The organism is Methanohalobium sp., assembly GCF_018609725.1.
Taxonomy (GTDB): Archaea; Halobacteriota; Methanosarcinia; order Methanosarcinales; family Methanosarcinaceae; genus Methanohalobium.
The window spans coordinates 1-24,099 of record NZ_JAHENT010000088.1 but is presented as its reverse complement, the minus strand read 5'-3'; the positions used below and the strand labels follow the sequence as shown (position 1 = coordinate 24,099).

Here is a 24,099-nt window from a genome sequence, read left to right as displayed (position 1 = left end):
TCAGGCAGTTCATATAGAATTAAAACCAGGAGAAAGTCTAAGGAAACATATCACACCTGTTGATGTGTTTTTCTATGTACTTGAGGGGACTGCAACAATCGAGATAGGTGAGGAAACTGAAGATGTAGAAAAGGATAATCTAGTAGAAAGCCCGGCAAAAATACCACACAGGGTGATGAACAATGGCGAAAGTACTGTCAGGTTCCTTGTTGTAAAGATGCCAAAACCTACAGAATCCACTCAATTGCTGTGATTTAATTTTTCTTTTTTTGCTTGTTTTTAAGTATCAACATTGAAACTGGGGGATATATAAACAAGTTAATAATATCTTTTCTACAATTAATGGGTGGAAAAACTATTAAAGATAAATTTGAAACACTTGGGTTTTTTATAGAAAAAAGACCAATCATTATCCTCATAATTGCATTTTTGTTCATATCTGTTGCGTTCCTGGGAGCACAGCAAATAGGAATGAGTTCTGGTACTGAAACATATGTAGATAAGGATACCAAAGTCTATCAGGATTATGAAAACCTCTATCTGCGCTATCTTGGAAGCCATTCCATAGTATTAATGATTGAAGATGAAGATGTCAAATCTCCAGCAGTTTTAAAAGCTATAGATAGATTAGATAAACAAGTTTTACAGATACCCGGTGTTTCTGAAACCACCCATATAGCAGATCCGATTAAAAAAGCAAATTATGTAAAAACCGGTAAAATGGAAATCCCTGATAACAGGGATGAAATTCAATTACCTGACGGTAGTTTTGAATCGCTGTTACCAGACAGTACCCATACACTCTACCGCATCCAGATATCCGGAGACATCAATGATGATAAAATTGAGCAAATAGTTGTTGAAACAAGGGAATCTATATCCCGTACCAATTTTCCACCTGGTACTTCAGTGATAGTTACAGGTGAAGAGGATTTTTCAATTGAAATGGAGAATGCGATACGTGAAGTTATGCCGCCTCTTATGGCAATATCACTGTTTCTCATTATAATTGCACTCTACCTAATATTCGGGGGTGTTAGGTGGCGGATTTTACCAGTGTTCACTGTGGGTCTGGGAATTATCTACACATTTGGTTCCATGGGATATCTTGATATTCCGATGACCATGGTATCCATGGCAGCTTTTCCGATTCTTATAGGACTGGGTATTGATTATACTATACAGTTCCAAAACCGCCTGGAGGAAGAACTATCTATCCAGAGTAGTGAAACTGATGCCGTTGTGGAAACAGTCAAGCATACCGCTCCAGCTGTATTGATAGCTCTTGGCATTAGCTCTCTGGGTTTTGTATCCCTGTTGACATCTTCAGTTCCTATGATACGCGACTTTGGAAAAATGCTGTTTATCGGGACTGCAATGTGTTATCTAGCAGCCCAGTTTATAGGTGTCCCGTTACTTCATATATTAAACAGAAAATTCAAGAAAAAATCATCAAATAAATCAGAGTCAAAACCCGATGATTTTAATGCTATCGAGCGTTTGATGGATAAGGCAACCACTTTTTCTGTAAGACGTCCTGTCCCTGTTCTGGTAATAGGTGGTATACTGTGTATATCCGGGATTTATGCGGATATGTCGGTTTCGGTTCAGACTGATGAGAAGGAATTTGTTCCTCAGGACCTAGATGCACTCATAAATATCGACAACTTTTACAAAATAACTGAGAGTGGGGAAAATCTGCATTTAATCGTCCAGACCGATGATAACACTGACCCGGAAATACTTGAATGGATGGATGAGTTCTCCACCCATGTTGTCGATTCAAGAGGCCAGGTGTATGAATCCGAAAGTATATTGTCTGCAGTAAAATCCAGGAATTCTGGAACTATACCGGATTCAAGTCAAAAGGTAGAGGAAATATACAGCAGTATACCGCAAAATCAGAAAGACAGATATCTATACGGAAACAGCATGGTCATGATGAATCTGGAAGTTGATAAGGATCTTGATGGTGAAAGTCTTGGCAATCTGGTTGAGCAGATAAAAGGTGATATCAAGTGGTTTCAGGTTCCGGCTGGTAGTGAAGTAACCATTACAGGAAACAACGTGGTGTTTACTGCAATAATCGATGCATTAACAACAGGCAGGGTAGCAATGACACTGTTGGGAGTATTTTTGATTTTTGTAGGACTGCTTTTTGTTTACAGGGACTGGCTAAAAGCATTGGCACCTGTTGTGACCATGGTTATGGTCATCGGATGGGCAGGGGGTGTGATGTACTATTCAGATTTGAAATACACACCTATGACAGCTACCCTAGGCGCTATGATACTTGGAATCGGTACCGAATATGCCATCCATTTGATGGAGCGGTATTATGAAGAGAAGGCTAAAGGCGCAGCACCACTTGAAGCTATGAAAGAATCCAGTATGAAAATCGGCAAAGCTATAACCACTTCAGGGTTTACAACTATTTTTGGTTTTTCTGCATTGCTGTCCTCTCCGTTCCTTATCAACAGGAATTTTGGTATGATCACAGTATTGATTGTTTTACTTGCACTGGTCTCTGCCTTTGTAATATTCCCTGCTTTTATGACTTCACTGGACAGGGCACGTGAAAAAAGAAGAGGGAGGAGTGTATCTTAATGAGAAAATTAGTTATGATAATACTATTTATACTTATGATGTCTGCGTGTGCAGGTGCATCCAGCGATTTTCTGTCAATACCACCACAGCATACAATCAATTACTATGACGCCTATGGTACTCCAAGTATATCTGCTTCGATGATTTCAGATCCTGAATTTGAAAAGGGTGAAACCAGAGCCATAGAAATTAACCTTGCGAACAAGGGGATTGTATACAGCTTTAAACTAAATACTGCTCCTGACAAGCCTAGAGAGGTGGAATTGGCTAAAAAAGAAATGGAAATGGAAAAAATGAGGACTGCAGCCTATGGCCTCAAGGTGGAATTGACTTCCACTACTTCCTACATTGAGATAAAACCTGAAACCAGTGTCTACACTATGGATGCAATTAAACCTGGCATGGTGCTTGAGAAACCTTTAAAATTTATCATCGATGTTAAAAAAAATGCACATGCTGGTAGATATTTGCTCGAATTACCGGTCTCTTACCAATACCGAAATCAGGTCAGAACTGCTACAGGTGAAGAAGTGATGCGTGGGGTTGCTGATAGGACCCATGCATCCTATTACAAAAAAGACAACAAAACCATAGAAATTCCTGTGACAATCAAGAAATCTGCACAATTTAGAATCACGAATGCTTCAGGTAAAGTTCCTGTTAGTGATACTGGTACTATTAACATTACCTACAAAAACATAGGTGAGACAACAGCAGAAGACGCGTCTGCACGGCTTATTATAATGGATCCTTTGAGTACAGAAAAACCCGCTGCAAGGCTTGGTGATGTAGGACCCGGTGAAAATGCAACTGCAAGCTTTAAATTATCAGCAAGTACAGGTGCGGTTCCAAAGAACCACTCCATGACGACCAATGTGAAATATTTTGATGATGGATACCTCGAATTTTCACAGCCTCTGGATTCAAAGGTAACGGTAACATCACCTGACAAATGGCTGGACGCTAGTACATTTTTATCCATAATAATAGCAGTGATGGTAACCTATCTGATATTTGATACATTAAAAAGCAGAAGAAAAAATGAATGAGGTGTATATAATGATTAGAAAATTTATTTTGTTTACATCAATTGTATTATTTATTGTTTTATTCACTCCTGCAGTTACTGCTGAAATGTCTGCAGATTTTAATACTTCAGCAATTGAAGATAGAGCAGTTGAGGGCACGATAACCCCACATCTTTCTGAAACCTTCGATTTTGGAGATAATTTCTATACCACCTACGGCACACCTGACCTTAAAGCAAGTATCATGGGCAATAATGAACTCTCAACCGGTGACACAGTAGACCTTACTATAAACCTTGCAAATAAGGGCAAAATCGAAGGATTTAAAATAGAAAAAGAAGCTGATGATAAGCTAGATGCAAAACTCCAGACAACAGAGAAAGGTTATGAAACTGAAAGGACTACAGCGATAGGTATAACTACAACCCTTATATCACCATATTCATTTATCGATGTAAAATCTGGATCACAGGAATCAGGAACACTGAGGTCCGGTGAGGAAACAAAAACACCACCTAAATTTGTAATAGATATTGCAGATGGAGCTCCATCTGGAACCTATTCACTTATACTAAATACTGTTTATGGATACCAGGAGAATGTCCAGGTAAGCGGTGATGAATTAACAGCTGATGGTAAGATAAAAGATCTTGAAATCGGGATATGGTACAAAGCAAAATCCCAAAACCATACTGTACCTGTAGTAATTAAAGAAGAAGCTGATTTTCAGGTTGTTGATGTAGAATCCAATTTGCGGGGAGGGGGAGAAGGACTGCTCAAAGTGACGTATAAAAATACAGGTAATCTCCCTGCAAGAGATGCAACTGCCAGAATAAGTACCTACACACCATTTAGTACAACCGATGACCAGGCATTTATCGGAACAATTGAACCAGGTGAAACATCAAAAGCGGTTTTCAGTCTGAATGTGGATTCTGGCGCAACACCAAAGATGTATTCTATAAACAGTGAAATACGCTACGATGATGTAGATAACGAAAGACAGTTATCAGATACTATAAAGGTCAGTGTTCAAACATTACCAACGATTACTTTAGGTGACAGAATATCCGGTAACATATGGGTTTTGTATTTACTGATTCCATTGATCATCGTAGTTGGTGGGTTTATAGGATACAGGAAATTCATCAAAAATAAGAAGACAGAATAAGTACAATCCATCAATATTTTGCTATTTAGGTCTAATATGAACATAACTGCGATTATCATTAATGTAATAGCACTAGCAGCTATTCTGGTAGCGTTTAAAAAAGACCGAGAATTAGGAATACAATCACTTAAAATAGCTGCAAGGTCATTTATCAAAATACTTCCAATGACACTTATTATCATACTTTTGATAGGGTTACTACTTGGTTTTATACCACCTGAGCAGATATCAAGGTTTGTAGGGGAACAATCAGGATTCGGTGGTATACTTCTCGTAGGAATTGTTGGGGCTATAATGCACATCCCTGCCATACTGTCGTTTCCTCTGGCTGCATCTTTCCTTGAAAGTGGGGCATCTATCACTGCAGTTGCAGCATTTATCACCACCCTAACCATGATTGGTACAATTACATTACCACTTGAGATTAAAGAACTGGGTAAAGAAATAGCCTTGCTTAGAAATGGTATGAGCTTTATTATTGCTATTGTTATTGCATTGATGGTAGGTGCATCGATGGAGACAATCCTATGAAAACATCAAACAACATCTTAAAGGACATATACAGAGATACTGCAGTACTTTTAATTGTTGTCATCATTGCATCAGGACTTCTTGTAACTAACCCTCTAAAAACAGAACCAGTGTTATCTATATTCTGGAATTATCTTATAGAAATGATGTTCATACTCCCCGCAGTTATGGTAATCATGGGGATATTTGCTGTTTTTGTTCCAGATGCTATGATTGAAAAATACCTTGGAAAATATTCTGGTATCAAAGGCATGTTTACAGCTCTTTTTATTGGTTCATTACCCACAGGGCCACTTTATATAGCTTTTCCAATTGCATCACAGTTAATTGAAAAAGGTGCACGTGTGTCCTGTATTATAGTTTTCCTCTCAGCATGGGCATGCCTGAAAATACCGCAGGAAATGATGGAATTCCAGTTTTTGGGAGGGAAATTTATGTTATTGCGGTTATTTTTCACTGTTATGCTTGTTACTTTAATGGGAATTCTTATAGAAAAAATATTACAGAAAAAACAGTAAAAATGTTAAAATTGAACTCAAATGGGCTTAAATTTGAATCTCTTTAAAATGCTTAATACCTTATATCTCTTTTTCAGGTTCAGGATTCCCAATCCCTATGAAGGTGAGTGTGGTTTTTACAGGTACATTTGTTCCTTCATCTATAGTTACATCATTCCTGTGCATATCTATATTAATATTATCATTCTCCAATCCAGCTTCTGCCATATAGTTCATTTTTAAAGTAACTTTGCATTTCTGACGTAAACTATCAATTAGCTAAATACCAAGTAGTAGTTTATTCAGGACTTTCAGCGATAAGGCTCTTCTATTCCAGATACACCTGTATCGCCGTTAACAATAACTGTAAGCCGTGGTTGTTCAGTAGAATCAGGACATTGCGTATCTTCAACAACTGGTATATCTGTCACAGATACACCGGCTTTTTCAAGACGGCTAACAAATCCAGTACTAAATAATATATTTACTTTTGTCGAGGAAAAGAGTGGATCGGGTATTTGTTCTGTCTGTAATCTCATATCTCCAAGTACACTTTCTATTTCATCAGCATTTTCTATCTTATTACTTAGGTTTAATCCGGTCAAACATGCTCGATAACTCTGTCTTTCAGTATCAAGTGGAAGGAATGATGGATTGGAAACAGTAAGTGTACCTACGATATAATTACTTCTATAATCAGCAGATTCAACCTCAGTAATGGTGTCTTCTAGTTTGAGATTATACCCAAGTTCACCCATTACTGCATCAACAACTGCGGTAAATGCAAAAAAACATAAGAATATTACCGAAATCACAATAAGTTTCTTTTGTGTCAAAATCTTTCGCTCTGTCTGTGAGATATAAGCTGCTGCAAGGAATCCAATTGTTAGTATCGCCAGTGTAAGTGTAACCGTAAGGGTTCCGCTTGTCAGTGATATGACACCATATAAAACAGATGCGATAATAGAAAACGAGCAGAGTATCACACCTATGTTCCTGATGGCTTTATCTTCTGTCCAATGTGTGATTGCAAGGATTAGGAGCCCAACTGCCATTAATGCAATGGCAGTTGTAACTGGTGAACTGAACAATTCGGTTTGTAGGAAAGAAATTACCGCACCTATGCCAGTAACTCCTCCTATACCTGCTAAAATTGTCCTGATATTAATGTCCATATATAAGATTATAAGGACTCACAATAAAAAATCTATTCCTATAATATATTAAGATATAGCAACGCGGGGTACTTTTCGGTCTTTAGTTAAAAGTTATAGTTGAGTAATTGTTAAAATTTGTAATTTTTAGATTTTTGTCACCTATATTTGTATAGATATTAAAACCTAAATAGATAGAATGTATTGTTATGATTATCCAATAGATTGGGCAATTTGGATAACTCCGTAGGAGGTAGGTTATACCTACCTCTATAATGCTATAATTTTTAGGAAAATATTAATGTAGATACCAGTAAATAATTAGATAATTGATTAATTATTTGAGTGTACCATCATCTGCATTTAAATTCTTATCAATTGTTACTTTTTCACATTCAATTATTTCTTTTGGAATCCACACTCCCTGTCGATGTAAATCCAGCATCAAGTATTCATCATCGATTTCATTAAGGACTTTGGATATACGATTGAATTCAATATTGTTTTGATCCAGATAATCCTTTTTTATCCTAAAACGTAATTCGTATTCAGTTGTCTTTTCAATCAACACTGTAATGTAATCTGTAGTTTTTGCAATTATCATCCCCTCCCCTAATAAAATAAAGGGTATATTACATATATCCTATGCTTTTTAATTAAGCTACAATTAATATATATAATATATTAAGGTTTTTATTTAAATCCAGATACTACCTCTACAACATCTTTCGGTATCCAAACACTAACGTTAAATGAATCAAGTAGTAAAAAAGAGTCTCTCGTTTCATGAAGTAGATGTGTCTTGTCGGGAAGCAATAATCTGTTATCTCTCAAATACCAAATAAGTATTTCTATAGATTCAATTTCAGAAGTATTTATTAGATAAACTCTCTTATAACCAGATGTTTCAATGATAATCCCTTCCTAGCTATCTCTATAGTTAAACTAATAATATATAAAGTAAGTTATTTAAAAGTTGTTACATAGTTCCTTTTTGTGAAGACATTATTTCCTTTAGAATTTAGTCTTTAAATATAGCGTTGAAAATTTTAATAGCTTTATAACATTTAACGCTGGAAAAATAAAAGCATCATTTATTATATATATCTATAGTAATATAGTAAGGGATAGACAGTAGACGTAGAGGATAAGGGAAAACTCTACATCTGTCTGGAAGTAGCGGACGAGCGTCCTAATGGTTGAGTGGGGTTCAACCACCTGGGAGATGTGGTTTAAAGTAGTCTAAAGAAATCTGTCCGATTAGTGTGATTTGGGGTTGTCACGGTCGGACAGGTAAATCTTTATCAAGTAAATTATAGTTCCACACTCAAATTGTATCTATTTAACATATGTTATATAACTTTACTGGTATTTTTGTTCGATTATTTTCGCAAATCGAGAAACATTTTAGCAGACTTTGACAAACTTCTCATATATGAGCTGGGCACCTGGACAGCCTTGATATTTGGGCTTTTATTTACTATTGAGAAAAGATCCTTATTCGATGGTCTGAATGTCAAATGAATCATTTCTTCGTTTTCATTTAAATTATCGATATCATCTTTTGTACTTATCACTCTAATTTTCATATACATCAAATAGTGGTTTTTTAATTAAAATATTCAATATTATTTGTAATATTATATTTTTTTATTTAATTTTTAATATAGACTTGTCAACTATCAATGACAGAAACCGTTGAATTTCTATTCCAGTTTCTTATGAGCCATAGAAAAAAATAAGAATTGTAGATTAACCTGAGATTTTACCTTAAACCGTAAAAAGATTTTATATCTAAACTGCACTTTTTATAAATTTAGTACCAGTTGTTTATATATAGAACCTGAGTTGATGTAGATTTATTTTTAATACCCGTTGGAAATTGTATGAAGTCAAAATTGAAGGCTAAAATACAACTTTTACTACGTCCATATGGGGATATAGGGAGAGAATAGGGTCTGACGTACTCCAACGGATAAATCCTTAGGGTTCTGTGATCGGTGGACGTTACACCGTTGCCACTTGAGGGGCGCCAGTACTCCCTTACGATGCATCTCTGTCTGCACCATATCGTTTGTGCTCGACACCAAGCAATACTTGGATGGAACTTGATGATACACAAACAACCGACTGAAAAACGTCTTATATCAGGCAGCTTGTTCAAAGCAACTGTACACTGAAGGCATTGTTGTATCTATAGAATTATCTATGCTATACTAAAATTAAAAATTAATGGTTTAAAAACAATAATCAAAGGAACCGTTTCATCCAATGGTTAGAAACCGTTGGCTTTCACGTACCCATGTTGCCCCATCTTCGTAAATCTACACCTAGCCAGTAGAGGGATGGAACATATATACTGGAACCACCCGTACCAATTATTGAAAACAGTATTGCAAGAAAAATATAATTACAGCAATTAAAACCGACTCCATTTTTTATTCAGCACTTTGCAGTTGAAATAACAGGAGATGAATATAAAGTTATAAACATTAACCTATTCATCTCCAACTAATATTAAATCTTTCGTAGAAAATAAAGATACTGAGCAACTGATAAGTATTATTTGTGATGACGACATATTGTCCATCTTTACCTATCAATACTCAGCTGTTTCAATTTAATATATCCGACTTCTTAAACAATATTAATGGGTGTTTTGACCAAATAACCATCATTTTTCCTGGAATCGATCACACGAGTATAGGGAAAAGGAACTTTAATTTAACTCATTATAAAAGTTCACGACTCATGCTGTTAGGAGTTACGTGTTAATATAAGGTCCAAGAATCATGTTACGGTATGAACATTCTGCAGGAACCTTGGGATAAAGTACTTCTTCTCTATCTGTGATAACTTCCAGAAATGAAGATCCTTCTGCAACCAGTAAACTTTCAATTGACTGTTTTAGGTGTCTTCTGTTACTAACCCGTTTTGTGTAATTAAAACCAAAGGATTTGGCGATTTCTGCAAATTGAACATCTTTCTGTCTCTGGGTTCCTGTACGAATAACTTCATAGGATACATCCTGAAGGTTTAACACCATACCGTCGCTCATATTATTTAACAACAGTATCTTGATAGGCAAGTCTGAAGCTGCTATTGTGTGCAGCTCACCCAGATTCATTTTTAAACTGCCGTCACCATCAATAGCAATAACATCTGAATCAGGATTGGCATGATGGACTCTTATAGCAGTAGGAATCGCAAATCCCATGGTCCCAAATGAACCTGAAGACATGAAACTTTGTTCTTTCTGCATCTTGAGATATTGTGCTGCAAGCATCTGATGGTTACCGACACCAGTTGTTATTTTGACATTTTCATCAATTAAACCGGCCAATAAATCCATCGTCTCTGCTGCCTGTATACTCTCAGAACTACGATTGTAATTCAAAGGCCAAGAATATTTAAGTTGTATAGCACTGTTTCGCCATTGATCAATATCCAATTTTAAATCATTTCTTTTTGCATAATTTAGCAGGTCCATAAGAGCAGTAGCACTGTCGCCTATAAACGTAAATTTCGGGAAGTTTTCAATCTTTATCTGGTGCATTTTTTCAGGATTTATATCTATATATGCAATGTCTGCGTCTATCCCGAAACCTGTTTTTTCAGCAATTCGATCATCCCATCTAACTCCAATGGCAAAGAAAAAAAAATCGTTTTCCTGGATAATCATGTTTGCATAGGGAGTCCCGAACATACCAAGCATTCCAAGGTTCAGATTGTCTCTCTCATCTACAACACCTTTTGCCATCAATGTATTGACAGATGTATTTTGAAATATTCATTAAAGGCTCTTATAGCCTGTCTACCTTTTCTAGAATTAAGCCCACCACCCAGATAAAGTAGAGGTTTTCTGGAATTCAGCAACAGATTATAAAATTCTTCGCATTGCCTGTCGCTCAAATGTTTATCATCACGATAACTTTCTTTAAATATACCAACATCTCTGCCTTTATATTCATGAATTTTCTGCTGTTTATCAAGTGGAAAATCTATGACTACATGACCGGGTTTTCCTGACATAGCAAAATAATAGGCATCTTTTACTATTGATTCAATATCATCATTGTTTGACAGCTGGATTACTTTTTTTGCAGCATCTTCGAAAATACCTGCTACATTGATATGCTGGAAAGAATCAGTTCCTATCTTATGTTCGTGTACCTGTCCTGCAAATAAAAACATCGGGATACTATCACCATAAGCATCCGCAACACTTGTGAGGGTATTTGTTATTGCAGGTCCAGAAGTGACTATAGCCACACCTACCTTGTCACTTGATCTTGAGTACCCGGCTGCACTGAATGCGGCAGATTGTTCATTAGAACTGATGGTTATCTCAATATCACTGTTGTGCAGATCGTGAAATACAGGAAGGATGGCCGCACCTGTATAACCAAATATGTGTTCAACTCCAAGGTCTTCTAGACTTTTAACCAGCACTTTCGCCCCGTTCAATTCTTACATGTTCAACTCTTCTTAAATCTTCCACTGAAAAAATCAAACGGGCACAAGAAACCGAATGGATTAATAGATTAAATTAACCGAAAAACAGCACACTTGAGCCAGAATGATTTTTTCATTTCTTGCTCAAGCTAAGAGTACTACCACTAATGCTACGTTTTTTACAGTAACGGCGCAGGTTGTGGTAGTATTCAACATCAAAAAATCCTATGGCAAAGTAGTATTTATTTTGGGTTTCAAAGATATTCCTAAAAACCTGTTATGTGTTCAGATAATTTCCGATAAATTTTACTTTTTTATCAAAAGAGAAGTTGGAACAAATCACAACCCCTTTAACATATTCTTTTTGTGGAACAAACTGGCAACATAAACAAACAATAAAGTAAATGCAGATAATATCAGAACGTCAATACTAATAGCAAATACTGAAGTTCCGTAAAATCCAGCATTGAAGATATCAACCAGATATGTTAGAGGAGATATCTGAGACAGTATCCTTCCTGTACCTTCAAGCTCTTTTATGGGTATGAAGATTCCGCTGATGAAAATCAGTGGAAAACGTACCAATGATGAAAGCATCATGATATTGGATGGTGCTTGACTGCTGGGTGATGCTAACAGGACACCAAGCGCTGCAAAGCACATGCTGCCTAGGATGAGAGACAGTATCAAAACCATGATTTGTTCTATAACAACACCGAGAAGAACAACGCTTGCTACTATAACAACAATACTTATCATGAACCCAAAAGTTGCACCCGCAAGGATATCACCCAGTAATATAGTATTAATGTTTACTGGGAACGATAACAACCGTTCATAGGTTCCTTGTTGTTTTTCCCACGGAGTGATCAACGGGCCTACTGAAGATGCAGTAAAGAACAATGCCATGGAGATAAAACCCGGGAATAAAGTAGACAAATCCATGTCCCGACCGATGTAGAAAGCGAGAAACATGAAGAATGGGAAGATAAGTCCAAATATAATTACAGGCGGTTTATTATAATATATCCTGATGTCCTTTTCGGCAACTGTTAAAACGCCTCTGATCATTGTGTTGATATGTGGTTTCATTTTTTAACCTCTGTGAGACTGACAAAAGCCTCTTCCAGACTGGGACCAAGTGTTCTAAGTGATATTATTTCTAAGCCTTGGTATTCAGCTATTTTTGAGAGATGTTTAATGGTTCTGTCCGGACTGGAAGTATACAATCTCCATTTATCTCCATAGTTTTCTATTCTGTACACAGAAACAGGTTCGAAAAAGTCCTGAGTCACTGAGCAATTAAAGGATATCTCGATTGATTGAGTTTTATCGAAAGTGGATGTTAAGGTTTCAGGTCTATCAATAGCAGCTATCTTACCTTTATTTATTATACATACCCTTTCACACAATTGGTTAGCTTCTTCAATATTGTGAGTTGTTAATATAACAGTGGTTCCATTTTCATTCATCTGCTTCATTTTATTAATCAAAAGCCTCCGACTTTGAACATCCAGTCCTTCAGTAGGTTCGTCTAATATGAGAATATCTGGTTCATTAATAACTGCACAAGCAATGCTAACTCTCTGACGCATGCCTTTGGAAAAGTTGATAACAGGGTCATCTCCCCTATCAGAGAGTCCAAGTTCATTCAATAGTTCATCAGATTTTTCTGCAATTTCATTTTTCGATAAACCGTAGAATTTCCCTGCAAGCTGTATGTTTTCTCTCGCACTTAAATCCGTGTATACATTTCTGGTTTCAGGAACAGTGCTCAGTTTCATTTTCGCACTTATAACATCCTTTGTTATATCCAGTCCCTGGATTAATATAGAACCATCATTGGATGTAAGCAGTCCTACCAGCATCCTTATTGCAGTGGTTTTACCAGCTCCATTAGGTCCCAGTAATCCGAAAAATTCACCCTTTGCTACCTCAAAACTAATGCCATTTACTGCCACAAAATCTCCAAACGTTTTTGTTAAATTTTCGACCTGTATCGCAGACATAAATATACCTCATCAAAAAAGAAGAAAAGAAAGATAACGTTTTATTCCTTTTTTAACCTCCAAAAAATTCGGTGAGGACAACTACCTTGTTTCATACATTTATCCTTTAAGGTCTTGAAGATGTTCATCTACAGCTTTCAATTCTTCTTTAAGCTGGCTCTTATATTCTTCCAAAAATTCCTGTTTTTCTTTAACAGTTAAATAATTCCTAAAAGAACGTCCATAGTTACATCCACATTCACTACTTAGAGCAGATTTTAAAGGTTTATAACCTCTTTGATGTTTTTGTGATTCACAACACATATTCAATCATCTCCACTTTATTTTACATAGTTAAGATAAACAATGAAGTACTTAAATTACCAAGTTTATAATTATAAAGTGGATTACATAAAGGTGATTTACTATGAAAAAAGAAAGTAATACTCACTGTAAAAACATTAATTGTACACAGAAAGGAGGAGACGAGGTCTGTTTATGCCCGGTTGATAACGTTATAAATGTGATTAGCAAAAAATGGGCATTGTTGATTATTGCAACCATTGGAAATAATGAAAAAATAAGATATAATGAAATCATGGAAAATCTGGTTGATATAAGCCCGAAAACTTTAGCAGACAGACTGAAAGAATTGGAGAACTTCGGACTGATTAAAAGAGAAACATTTGGTGAAATACCACTGAGAGTAGAATACTCATTAACACAGGATGGTATTGAATTAAGAGATTCAATGATACCTCTGATGGAGTGGGCATCAAAAAAGAAAAATCTAAATTAATTTGCATTGGTATTTTAAACATAGTAAATTCTTTTAATATAATTCAATTAAAGCTTATGTGGGTTGTATCTCAGGAGCTGTGAAAAAAGATAATTGTATTGACTAAATTAAAAATGTAGGCTTCAAGGACATCCAAATAATAGATGAATACAAATTTCCTCAAGATGCTCTATTATCAATGGTCGGAAAAGAAGAAATATCTAGATGTGGATTCCATCGTCAGTATAAAATAAGAGCAATGAAAGATAAATGAGAGTTAAATACTGATAATCTTAGGGAATTACTTGGCATATTAATTTGGAATATAAAAGATTGGGATTTAAATAAAAGAAAGTGCTAATTATACATTCGAGTAATAGCCAGTATTATTGATGTTTAATTCTGGTATGAATTTACTATCAAATGTTTTAAAGGGGGAGTGGTTATGCATTGGTTTCCTGGAAGTTATGGACCGGGATTTATGATTATAGGTATGATATTCTGGATACTGGTAATCATTGGTGTTGTGCTTTTAATTGTATGGCTGGTCAATCAGAATAAAACCAGTACTGAAAACAGGGCTCAATATCAAAATTCAGATTCTGCAATGGAAATTTTAAAACAACGGTACGCTAAAGGTGAAATTACTGAAGATGAATTTGAAGATATGAAAAGAAAATTGGAAAAATAACTCATTTCCAATATTAGTGTTCTATCATATTTAAAATGTATTTACAGTATCGTATTTCAGTTTCTTTTTTTATTCCAATTACATAGGAATTTAATTTTTAATGATAAAATGTATATATAATTTCAATTATATTTGAAATAGTAAGTTAACAGAGTTAACTCTATAATGTGGGATTACATGGTCAAAAGAATACTTATCCCGGTTGATTTCACAATCCAGAGCCATGATCTGCTTGGATGTGTAGATCAGTTCAAAGCACTCGGTCTGGAAAAAATCATACTATTACATGTTGTGGATATCTATCACGCTCAAGGGCTTGCACCCATGTTTGAAAAAAATGCAAATGAAGTGATCAAAGAGTACAAACAATACCTTGAAAATATAGACATCGACTCACAAACCTTTGTAATACAGGGTGAAGTTAAAAGCACGATTGCAAATGTTGGCAATGAATATGATGTGGACTGCATCATCATGGGTTCTACCATTAAAAACCCGGTTAAAGGCCGAATGCTTGGAAGAACTACCGATTATGTGGCAAATAATTCTGGAAAAATGCTGCTTGTTGAAAAATATAAACTGCAAGAGGGTAGTAAAGAAGAGACCTATGAAAAGGTCTGCAACCCCACATTTAAAAGACCGATGGTCCCATTGGATTTTTCAAACAAATCATTGGAAGTTATTGCAAAAATTGCTCCTCTTCAAAACTATATGGATAAAATCTACCTGATAAATGTGATTAAAAAAACAAAGGACATCTCTGGAATCGAACAAGTGAAAAAGCAAAACGAATCAAAACTTGCAGAGGCAGGAAATAAACTTGAAGGGATCAATGTTGAAACAATCGTTTCTACCGGTAACCCTGCAGAAGAAATCAACAAATCTGCAGATGCAAAAGATGCCACGCTAATTGTCCTCAGGGCAAGTATTAAGGGTATGATTAAAAAATTCCTGCTTGGAAGTACAGCCTATAACCTTTTGAATAAAACCTGGAAACCGATTTTAATAATACCCTGATATTTCGGGGTGAAAGCATGGAAGAAGACAGAGAACTTGATTTTTTCAGTAAATATCTCTCGATCTGGGTTGGTATCTGTATTGTTCTGGGAACATTTATCGGATATTTCTTCCCGGGATTTGCAAATATGCTTGGTGAATTCAAAATTGCAAATGTATCGATACCTATTGCAGTTGTACTGCTTGTGATGATGTATCCCATCATGCTAAAAATCAGTTTCAGCGAGATTCTAAATGTCAGAAGAAATTCCAAACCCCTGTCACTTACAGTATTTGTTAACTGGGCAATAAAACCGTTCACCATGACACTTATTGCGGTGTTTTTTATCAGCATGGTATTTTCAGGTTTTATACCTGCTTATTTGCAGTCTGAATACATTGCGGGTTTGATTATACTTGGGCTTGCACCATGTACAGCCATGGTGCTTGTATGGACATTTCTTGCGAACGGAAACATCAGCTATGCCCTTGTCCAGGTGTCTGTCAACGATTTAATCATACTGATATTGTTCGCTCCGCTGGGTGCATTCCTTGTCGGTGAAACTACTGATTTCCCGATACCCATTAGTACTATCTTTTTCTCGGTACTGTTCTATGTGGCTATCCCTTTGGGTCTTGCTGTACTAACACGACATATTACAATACAGAAAAAAGGCATCAACTGGCTCGAAAACAAATTGATTAAAGACCTTGAATGGGTTACTCCAGCAGGGCTACTTGTAACCCTTGTTCTGATTTTTACACTCCAGGGTGAGAGAATCATAAATTATCCAGTTCATATTGTCCTTTTAGCAATCCCCATCATTGTACAGACATACTTTATCTTTGGAATCAGTTACACTGGGGCAAAATTACTAAAAATCCCTTATTATGAAGCTGCCCCATCAACTTTCATAGCACCCAGCAATTTCTTTGAACTGGCTGTTGCAACAACCCTGATACTGTTCGGTGCAGGCTCAGGGGCAACACTTGCAACCGTTGTAGGTGTACTTGTTGAGGTACCGGTGATGCTCTCGCTTGTAAGGATTATGAGAAGTAGACATGATAAATTCAAATTTGAAAGCTACAATACATCAGAGGATGGGGGATAAACAATGTTTGAGGTTACCGTTAATTCAACTATCTGCGGATTTGTACACAATATAAAAGGAGAAAAGAAAGGAGACAAAATTCTTATCGAATAGATTCGGATTGCGGTAAAATCAAACAGATGTCGCCAATGGAGGTTCCAATGATGGATACGTTCGATATCAAAGAAAATTATGTGATGAATAAAGCCCAGAAAGCAAAGTGTTCATCCACCTGTCTTATTTGTAAATTGTCCTACATATGATTCTGTGGCACTTCCTATTTGTGCAATTGGACCTTCACGTCCCAATGAAAAACCGCTACCAATGGTAACCCCTGATACGATGGTCTTATATAGAGCGATTTTTGGGTTGATATATCCCCCTTTTGTAAGTATTGCCTCCAGTATCTCGGGTACACCATGACCACTAACTTTTTTCGTTGTTAGTGATATAAAAGAACCAACGATGAATCCTCCAATAACTAGTATAATTAATAATCGAAAAACTCCAAAAGGCTCAAGTAAAGAATATAAGTTTTGTACAGGATAAAGCTTAAAGGTGACACTACCTGGGTTTAAATTTGACCAATAAAGTACCTGTTGCACAGCCTAGATAATTATCCTGAAAAATACTGCCCCCAGTCCTGCAATAATTCCAACAATTATAGCAAGAAAATTGAATCTGAGAAGATCATTTCTCATAACATTTGAAAGTACCCTTTTAATATTTTCCAAATTCCCTATAGATAGATAGAATGACATATCTTATTAGATTTATGCAATTGGTTACATTATTGAAGGAATCGTTAGGTGTCAACCTAACAAAATAACTATTTTTTTAATAGTTCACTGCATGAATTTTGTATCGTGATACATATGAATGGCAATATTAAAAAATCAATAATAAGCGTTGCATTAATAGCATTACTGGCAATATCAATACCACTACAGGTTTACGGTACTTCCGATGAAAAAGTTGAGGAATATATGATCTATGATTCCCATCAGGGAGCAGTTGTAGAAAGACAAATGTCTGTTGATTTAGAAGACGGTACACAGTGGATAAACGTCAATACTACCAGCCCACTTAACATTGATGAACTCCGTTTATCAGAATCAAATATCGAGCTTGAGCCGATAAATTCGGAAAATGTAGAAGTTACAGAAATCAAACTAAACACAGCTAATGGCTTTGAGGAAAATATTGGTGAAGAAATAACCGTTGTATTCTCTTCAGGCCAAAACGTCACAGGAAAATTGGTTCGTACTGAGGGAATGAACATTGTAATGGATACCGATGAAGGAATATCCTATATAAACAGAGAAAATATCAACCGCATGATTGCAGAAAATGGTAATCGCCCTGACGTCAAAGCAAAAATAAGAGCTCAGAACGAAGGTAATTACGAGTTTAAACTTAAATATAGGATAGAAGGAGTAACATGGAATCCTTCATATGAACTCATGCTAAATGATGGACCTCAATCTGAGAGCGAGTTTGAAGGAGATATTGTAATACAAAACCCAAGCGGTAAAACATTCGATGGGCAAATTAACCTGATATCTGGTGATGTGAGAAGTGGTAGAATTATTTTACCTGAATATGGAGATTCTATGGGTTCAGGTGCTGAAGCATTTAAATCCACTGCGGTAGATGGTCCCCAGAAAATAGGGAGAGTAAATCTATACAATCTAGGAATGTATACCATTGATTCCTACAGTAAAAAATCAATCAATTACATGAGTGATACTGTTGATACAGACATTAGCTACGTCTACAAGAGTTCAGCTCACAGCGACCATTCCAGAACTGTATCTAAAAAGCTAACGTTTGAAAACAATATGAAAGACCTCCCAGAGGGTAGATTAGGCATATATCGAAACCATAATGGTTCGAAAGTCATGGTAGGTAGTGATCTCATAGAAAGAACTGTAGAAGATGATGATATAGAAATAGACCTTGGAAAATCATATGATATCGAAGGTAGTACAAAAGTTTTAGATGCACAGATGAACCAGAACAATATCACAAGGGAGATTAACATCACCATTACAAACCATGCAGATGAAACAAGGGAGGTTACTGTAGAACATCAGTGGATAAATGGAGAAATAATTGATACTAGTATCGAACCTGATGAAACACTTGTTGATAAAGTAATCTGGGAAATAGAAGTTGATGCCAATAGTAAGAAGCAGATTAATTTCAAATCCATTGAACAGAAATTTGATTCCAGAGTTGAAGGAACAGGGACAAGCAGTACTGTTGTGGTAAAAGGCACTGAATCTGCAAGTGGTAGTGTATCAGTGGAAAGATAAACAGGTTAACCTACCTTTTATCAATTTTTTATCTAACGTGTATAACCAATATACAATCAAGCATAGATTTAAAAATTTGAACTAAAATATAATCAATTGTTAGGAGAAGTCATAATGACCAACTATACTGTAAATGAATTTCTAGAACAGACTAAACAATCCGACCATTCAGAAGAAAAATTTGGATTAGAACGTGGAAGAATTCTAATAGCAAACCTTGAAGATGATAAAATATGGGCTAAAACCGGTTCAATGATTGCATACCATGGTGATATCAAATTTGAAAGAGAGGGTATTACTGAACATGGGATTGGTAAACTTCTGAAAAGTAAACTGACAGGAGAAGAAATGGAACTCATGAAAGCCCAGGGTACTGGTCAAGCATACTTTGCAGAAGATGGTAAAAAGATTTCTATCATCGATTTAAAAGGTGAATCGATTACTGTCAATTCAAATGACCTTCTAGCTTTCGAGGATGGTCTTGACTGGGATGTACATTCCATGAAAAGTATTGCTGGAGCAGTTTCAGGCGGACTTTTCAATGTTAAGATTGAGGGTGAAGGAATGGTTGCAATTACTACTCATTATGACCCGCTAACATTTAAAGTTAGTAAAGATAAACCAATATATACAGACCCAGATACAACTGTTGCATGGTCAGGTAATCTCAACCCTGATATAAATACCGATGTATCTTTCAAGACTTTCATCGGTCGTGAAAGCGGTGAATCTATTCAGATGAAATTTGAAGGCGATGGGTTTGTGGTAGTTCAACCATACGAGGAAATATACTACAATAGTGTTGGTAATCAATAATTAAACACTATTTCTTCCTTTTTTGAGGTCAAAATATATGCCTCAGCAAAAAGCAATAAGGTAATACTAATTATTGCTGTAGCGATAATCGCAGGATATTGGGTTCCAAAGCCTTCAAATGATACGTGCTTTAGCAAAATTCCTGCATATGCCCAAATAAAAACAAGTCCGTAAGCTACATCTCTGTTTTTAATCATTGTCACGGTTGCAATTGTAAGCCCGACAGCAGGTATCACAATAGTCCAAGTAACCTCAGACAAACCGAACCAATCCCATCCGATGCTTACTAGAAGTACAGTTGCATTCGCAATGGTCGCTATAGTAATCCATCAAAATATACACTGAATGGAAGCCTGATGAAGAAATAATCTTTTGCAGAGAAACTTTTATTAGTTGTCAATCTATTTATCAGTACCAAGCAAATTAGTATTACATCGATTAACAGCATGGATAATGGAATTTTGTAATAATGCCATGAGAAAACCCAGGCTGCATTGGCTATGGAAGATACTGAGAATAATATTCCAATCTTATTGAATAGTTCAGTTTTGAATGTTTTTGTGTCGCTCTGAATAAGTCCAACATGGTAAAGTGTATATCCTGCAAGCAATAGGTATATTAGCCCCAATATTGAAAAGGTCAGACCTGCCGGAGCAAATGGATTAGGGAAGGAATCTGAAACTTGTCCAGTGGTTACTTCATTGATTGTCAGAATATTGGCCAGCACATTTACAATTAACATTGTCAGAAAGGTCAATACCATGATAACTTTGACCAATGCGGTCATATTTTTCATATACTTCCCCCATCATAATATATACAAACTTTTCATTGTTTCATGTAACAATGAAAATAATCAATAGTAATAAATTCTATCTAAGGTTATGATATTTTTTATTAAGGATTTTTATAAAGCCTAAATTGCAATATTTTATGAGGGGCTAAGATAGCTGCGAATTATCCTAGAACCCCATGGTATATACAATAAATTAAATTATAAGTCCCATGTTAATAAACTGGTCTTATTGTTAACATCGAACATTACATGTCACTTTTAGTCAGATGCAGGTAATAGTTATCATTTTCCAGAATATAGATGATAAAACCAATATTGAGATTGAACCCATATTACTGACTAAAAACTGCAGCAGACTAAATATTGCTTAATGTTTTTAATATTCAACCAATAGTTTGTCAAAACGATTAAATATTGAGGATTAAGTTTCTACACATAAATGTAACTGATTTTTGATATTCAGGAGGATTCAAAAATACCCAATAATGTATATAATTCACTTTATATGGTGATGAATGAAGGGGTTTGTATTCATGAAATCATCTATAATAAAAAAGGATATCCTGTTGATTACTTAATAATAGATTGTAATCCTGCTTATGAATCGATACTCGGTTTAAAAAAAGAAGAAGTAGCAGGTAAACAGGCATCAGAGGTTTATGGCACAGGCGAACCCCCTTATTTATCCACATATGCAAAAGTGGCTGAAACCGGTGAACAAACATATCTTGAAACTTATTTTCCACCACTTGATAAATATTTCAAAATATCTGCTATATCATCTGAAAAAGGATATTTTGTAACTATCTTTAACGATATCACAGAATATAAAAACTTAAAAGATGATTTACAACGAAAAATAGATGAATACAATTGTCTTTTTAACAACATGGAAGAAGCTCTTTTTGTAGATGATTTGGAAGGCAACATCCTTGATGTTAATGAAACTGCTGTTAAAAGATTGGGTTATACCAGGCAAGAATTACTTTCAATGCATGTTAAGGATATAGATGAACTTTATGATGATTACGGTGTAAAAAATAAGATTCTAAATATTCCTGAAAATGGGAAACAAAGGTTTAAATCGGTCCATGTAACAAATAATGGTGATAAAATCCCGGTAGAAATCAATTCAACCTTGATTAATTATGGAGGAAAAACAGCTGTTCTTAGCGTAGCTCGTGACATAACTGAGAGTAAAAACACAGAAAAACTAATTCAAAGAAAAATAGAAGAACAAAATGCACTATTATCATCCACACCTGCTTATGTATTTTTAAAAGACAACGAATTGAATTATCTTACAGCAAATGATGCTTTTTATAAATTGGTTGGTTTGTCAGTTGAAAATATAAAAGGCAAGAATGATTTTGATTTGTTCCCAGAAAAAGAAGCAGAAAAATTCCGTTCAGATGACATATCGGTTATGGAATCCAGAAAACCGATTTATAATTTTGAAGAAACATACATAACATTAAAAGGTGAAAAAGGGTGGGCTCTTACATCCAAAGTACCTTATTTTGATGTTGAAGGAAACGTCATTGGAATTGTTGGTAGCTCACTGGATATCACTGAAAGGAAACGAATGTATGATAAATTAGAAAAATCTGAATATGAAAAAAGGGTTATCCTTAATTCTACTTCGGAAATAATTATGTACCATGACCTTGAAGGCAAGATTTTATGGTGTAATAAAGCAACGTCTAAATTTACAGGTCTAAATTGTAGTGATTTGATAGGCCAGTATTGTTATAATATGCTGTACAATAAATCAGAAATTTGTGACAATTGCCCTATAAATGAGATTGTAAAAACCGGAAAACATCATGAATATACTGTAAACTTTACAAACAGTATATTGTATGTTAAAAAGGACCCAGTTCGAAATACCAGTGGTGATATAATTGGTATTATAAGTGTTGCCAATGATATCACAGAGAAAATTAAAACCGAAGAAAAACTACAGGAATATGCAGAGGAATTGGAAAAAATAAATAGAGATCTTGAACATCGTGTCCGGGAACAGACAAGGGATATCATAGATGCTGAAAGGACAAGAGAACTTGAACTCCATCACAGAATAAAAAATAACCTTCAGGTTATATCAAGTTTGCTCAACCTTCAATCAGAAAAATTCACAGATGAAGAAGTCAAAGATGCGTTCATAGATACACAAAACCGTGTCAAATCGATGTCTCTTGTCCATAACAAATTATACCAAACCAGTGGACTGGAAAATGTGAACTTAAAAGATTACGTGGAAGATTTTGTTGACCATTTGATAGGCCTATATGATAGTTCTAACATTACAATAAACATTGATGTTCAGGACATATATCTTGGTATCGATACCATCATCCCACTTGGAATGCTCATCAATGAGCTCCTGTCTAATTCTTTGAAACATGCGTTCCTTGGTGATGAACAAGGTGAAGTATATGTTGGACTTTATCAGAATGAAGAAGGAACTTGTAAATTAATTGTAGCTGATGATGGCAAGGGCTTTTCAGAGGATATTGATATAGAAGAACCCGATACACTTGGTCTGCAGTTAGTAAATAGCCTTGTCGATCAGATTGATGGTGTACTTGAAGTAGAGACTATAAATGGTTCAAAATTTGTCATCGTGTTTAATTGTTAATTCTATACTTTTCACAATAACAGTACCTAAAAAATTTGGTATCTATATTACTTGATACCAATCATCCTGTGATGAACTAATTATAATGAGCATCCAGCATTATATGGGGCTAAGATAGCTGTGATTCATTCAATTTCCATTCTATCCTGCATGGCACTAAATCTATCCATATTCTAATAACCTTGAGTCTCTATACAGAAATGTATAATCATTAAACATATCCGATAACTTGTCGAATTTTAGTATTTGTACCTGAATTCCAGTAGTAAAAATTTATCTTATTATTAGCTTCCTGTGACACATATAAAACTTACAAAACCCTTATATAAATAAAAGTCGTTATATAATACGCTTAAAGATAAAGACTGTTTGATTATACGTATTGGTATTAAATGATGTTATTTTAATTGTACATACTTTTTTCCGTTATGTTATCCATCCTGGTTAAATCTTTTAGCTTTAAAACAAGGATGTGAAAAATTTGTATTATAGAGATGAATCAGCTCCAGTCCGATCTGGAGAAAGATACGATGTAGAGATT

26 protein-coding genes are annotated in these 24,099 nt (G+C 35.4%); 14 read left to right on the top strand and 12 right to left on the bottom strand.

The window, feature by feature from the left end; translation table 11 throughout:
* The 6 genes from QZ276_RS06025 to QZ276_RS06000 form a co-directional block, all read left to right on the top strand.
* Positions 1 to 253: cupin domain-containing protein (locus tag QZ276_RS06025; RefSeq protein WP_292486227.1), on the top strand; the 253-nt coding region annotated here is incomplete at its 5' end.
* An 89-nt stretch (positions 254 to 342) separates the two neighbouring features.
* Positions 343 to 2,607, top strand: a complete 2,265-nt coding sequence (locus QZ276_RS06020) for an RND family transporter (RefSeq protein WP_292486225.1) — start codon at positions 343 to 345, stop codon at positions 2,605 to 2,607.
* Complete coding sequence (locus tag QZ276_RS06015; RefSeq protein ID WP_292486223.1) at positions 2,607 to 3,656, top strand: COG1361 S-layer family protein; 1,050 nt, start codon at positions 2,607 to 2,609, stop codon at positions 3,654 to 3,656. Before QZ276_RS06020 ends, QZ276_RS06015 begins: the two co-directional genes overlap by 1 nt.
* 10 nt (positions 3,657 to 3,666) lie before the next feature.
* Entirely contained in the window at positions 3,667 to 4,806 is a 1,140-nt protein-coding gene (locus QZ276_RS06010) for a COG1361 S-layer family protein (RefSeq protein ID WP_292486221.1), read from the top strand.
* Between the two features lie 36 nt (positions 4,807 to 4,842).
* A complete protein-coding gene (locus QZ276_RS06005; protein WP_292486219.1) occupies positions 4,843 to 5,337 on the top strand; it encodes a permease in 495 nt (164 codons plus the stop codon).
* Positions 5,334 to 5,855: a permease gene (locus QZ276_RS06000; RefSeq protein ID WP_292486217.1), complete on the top strand. Its 522-nt coding sequence runs from the start codon at positions 5,334 to 5,336 to the stop codon at positions 5,853 to 5,855. The genes QZ276_RS06005 and QZ276_RS06000 overlap by 4 nt, the downstream gene beginning before the upstream one ends.
* 60 nt (positions 5,856 to 5,915) lie before the next feature.
* Here the strand turns inward: QZ276_RS06000 and QZ276_RS05995 are convergent, their stop codons facing one another.
* The 4 genes from QZ276_RS05995 to QZ276_RS05980 form a co-directional block, all read right to left on the bottom strand.
* Positions 5,916 to 6,071, bottom strand: coding sequence for a hypothetical protein (locus QZ276_RS05995; protein WP_292486215.1), 156 nt, complete (start codon positions 6,069 to 6,071; stop codon positions 5,916 to 5,918).
* A 74-nt stretch (positions 6,072 to 6,145) separates the two neighbouring features.
* Positions 6,146 to 7,009, bottom strand: coding sequence for a hypothetical protein (locus QZ276_RS05990; RefSeq protein ID WP_292486213.1), 864 nt, complete (start codon positions 7,007 to 7,009; stop codon positions 6,146 to 6,148).
* Positions 7,010 to 7,325: 316 nt separating this feature from the next.
* On the bottom strand, positions 7,326 to 7,592 hold the full coding sequence (locus QZ276_RS05985) for a hypothetical protein (RefSeq protein ID WP_292486212.1): 267 nt from the start codon (positions 7,590 to 7,592) through the stop codon (positions 7,326 to 7,328).
* Between the two features lie 778 nt (positions 7,593 to 8,370).
* A complete protein-coding gene (locus QZ276_RS05980; RefSeq protein ID WP_292486210.1) occupies positions 8,371 to 8,577 on the bottom strand; it encodes a DUF1699 family protein in 207 nt (68 codons plus the stop codon).
* A 411-nt stretch (positions 8,578 to 8,988) separates the two neighbouring features.
* On the opposite strand from QZ276_RS05980, the gene QZ276_RS05975 reads away from it, so the two are divergent.
* Complete coding sequence (locus QZ276_RS05975) at positions 8,989 to 9,168, top strand: hypothetical protein (RefSeq protein WP_292486208.1); 180 nt, start codon at positions 8,989 to 8,991, stop codon at positions 9,166 to 9,168.
* 584 nt (positions 9,169 to 9,752) lie between these two features.
* On the opposite strand, the gene QZ276_RS05970 is transcribed toward QZ276_RS05975, so the two are convergent.
* The 5 genes from QZ276_RS05970 to QZ276_RS05950 all read right to left on the bottom strand — a co-directional run bounded on the left by QZ276_RS05970 (position 9,753) and on the right by QZ276_RS05950 (position 13,755).
* The gene (locus QZ276_RS05970; protein ID WP_292486206.1) at positions 9,753 to 10,748 is read right to left on the bottom strand and encodes a thiamine pyrophosphate-dependent enzyme; all 996 of its coding nucleotides are present in this window, start codon (positions 10,746 to 10,748) and stop codon (positions 9,753 to 9,755) included.
* On the bottom strand, positions 10,748 to 11,440 hold the full coding sequence (locus QZ276_RS05965; RefSeq protein WP_292486204.1) for a thiamine pyrophosphate-binding protein: 693 nt from the start codon (positions 11,438 to 11,440) through the stop codon (positions 10,748 to 10,750). Before QZ276_RS05965 ends, QZ276_RS05970 begins: the two co-directional genes overlap by 1 nt.
* Before the next feature lie 342 nt (positions 11,441 to 11,782).
* Positions 11,783 to 12,535 carry an ABC transporter permease gene (locus QZ276_RS05960; protein WP_292486202.1) on the bottom strand — a complete coding sequence of 251 codons (753 nt, stop codon included), beginning with the start codon at positions 12,533 to 12,535 and terminating at the stop codon, positions 11,783 to 11,785.
* Positions 12,532 to 13,452 carry an ABC transporter ATP-binding protein gene (locus tag QZ276_RS05955; protein ID WP_292486200.1) on the bottom strand — a complete coding sequence of 307 codons (921 nt, stop codon included), beginning with the start codon at positions 13,450 to 13,452 and terminating at the stop codon, positions 12,532 to 12,534. The genes QZ276_RS05960 and QZ276_RS05955 overlap by 4 nt, the downstream gene beginning before the upstream one ends.
* A gap of 99 nt (positions 13,453 to 13,551) precedes the next feature.
* Entirely contained in the window at positions 13,552 to 13,755 is a 204-nt protein-coding gene (locus QZ276_RS05950) for a DUF5320 domain-containing protein (protein WP_292486198.1), read from the bottom strand.
* 103 nt (positions 13,756 to 13,858) lie between these two features.
* On the opposite strand from QZ276_RS05950, the gene QZ276_RS05945 reads away from it, so the two are divergent.
* From QZ276_RS05945 to arsB, 4 genes are all read left to right on the top strand, one after another.
* Positions 13,859 to 14,230 (top strand): helix-turn-helix domain-containing protein, encoded by a 372-nt coding sequence (locus QZ276_RS05945; protein WP_292486196.1) that lies wholly within the window; start codon positions 13,859 to 13,861, stop codon positions 14,228 to 14,230.
* Positions 14,231 to 14,654: 424 nt separating this feature from the next.
* The gene (locus QZ276_RS05940) at positions 14,655 to 14,900 is read left to right on the top strand and encodes an SHOCT domain-containing protein (protein WP_292486193.1); all 246 of its coding nucleotides are present in this window, start codon (positions 14,655 to 14,657) and stop codon (positions 14,898 to 14,900) included.
* Between the two features lie 177 nt (positions 14,901 to 15,077).
* Entirely contained in the window at positions 15,078 to 15,917 is an 840-nt protein-coding gene (locus tag QZ276_RS05935; RefSeq protein WP_292486191.1) for a universal stress protein, read from the top strand.
* Positions 15,918 to 15,934: 17 nt separating this feature from the next.
* Positions 15,935 to 17,008 (top strand): ACR3 family arsenite efflux transporter, encoded by a 1,074-nt coding sequence (gene arsB / locus QZ276_RS05930; RefSeq protein ID WP_292486189.1) that lies wholly within the window; start codon positions 15,935 to 15,937, stop codon positions 17,006 to 17,008.
* Positions 17,009 to 17,211: 203 nt separating this feature from the next.
* Here the strand turns inward: arsB and QZ276_RS05920 are convergent, their stop codons facing one another.
* Positions 17,212 to 17,592: a chloride channel protein gene (locus QZ276_RS05920; protein WP_292486187.1), complete on the bottom strand. Its 381-nt coding sequence runs from the start codon at positions 17,590 to 17,592 to the stop codon at positions 17,212 to 17,214.
* A 270-nt stretch (positions 17,593 to 17,862) separates the two neighbouring features.
* Here QZ276_RS05920 and QZ276_RS05915 point away from each other — a divergent pair, with 270 nt between their 5' ends.
* Positions 17,863 to 19,305 (top strand): DUF4139 domain-containing protein, encoded by a 1,443-nt coding sequence (locus QZ276_RS05915; RefSeq protein ID WP_292486185.1) that lies wholly within the window; start codon positions 17,863 to 17,865, stop codon positions 19,303 to 19,305.
* Positions 19,306 to 19,419: 114 nt separating this feature from the next.
* Entirely contained in the window at positions 19,420 to 20,121 is a 702-nt protein-coding gene (locus tag QZ276_RS05910; protein WP_292486182.1) for an AIM24 family protein, read from the top strand.
* On the opposite strand, the gene QZ276_RS05905 is transcribed toward QZ276_RS05910, so the two are convergent.
* Both QZ276_RS05905 and QZ276_RS05900 read right to left on the bottom strand, forming a co-directional pair.
* Positions 20,115 to 20,381 (bottom strand): hypothetical protein, encoded by a 267-nt coding sequence (locus QZ276_RS05905; RefSeq protein WP_292486180.1) that lies wholly within the window; start codon positions 20,379 to 20,381, stop codon positions 20,115 to 20,117. The genes QZ276_RS05910 and QZ276_RS05905 overlap by 7 nt on opposite strands.
* A gap of 56 nt (positions 20,382 to 20,437) precedes the next feature.
* The gene (locus QZ276_RS05900) at positions 20,438 to 20,917 is read right to left on the bottom strand and encodes a hypothetical protein (protein ID WP_292486179.1); all 480 of its coding nucleotides are present in this window, start codon (positions 20,915 to 20,917) and stop codon (positions 20,438 to 20,440) included.
* 511 nt (positions 20,918 to 21,428) lie between these two features.
* On the opposite strand from QZ276_RS05900, the gene QZ276_RS05895 reads away from it, so the two are divergent.
* On the top strand, positions 21,429 to 23,558 hold the full coding sequence (locus QZ276_RS05895) for a PAS domain S-box protein (protein WP_292486177.1): 2,130 nt from the start codon (positions 21,429 to 21,431) through the stop codon (positions 23,556 to 23,558).
* Positions 23,559 to 24,099: the final 541 nt, after the last annotated feature.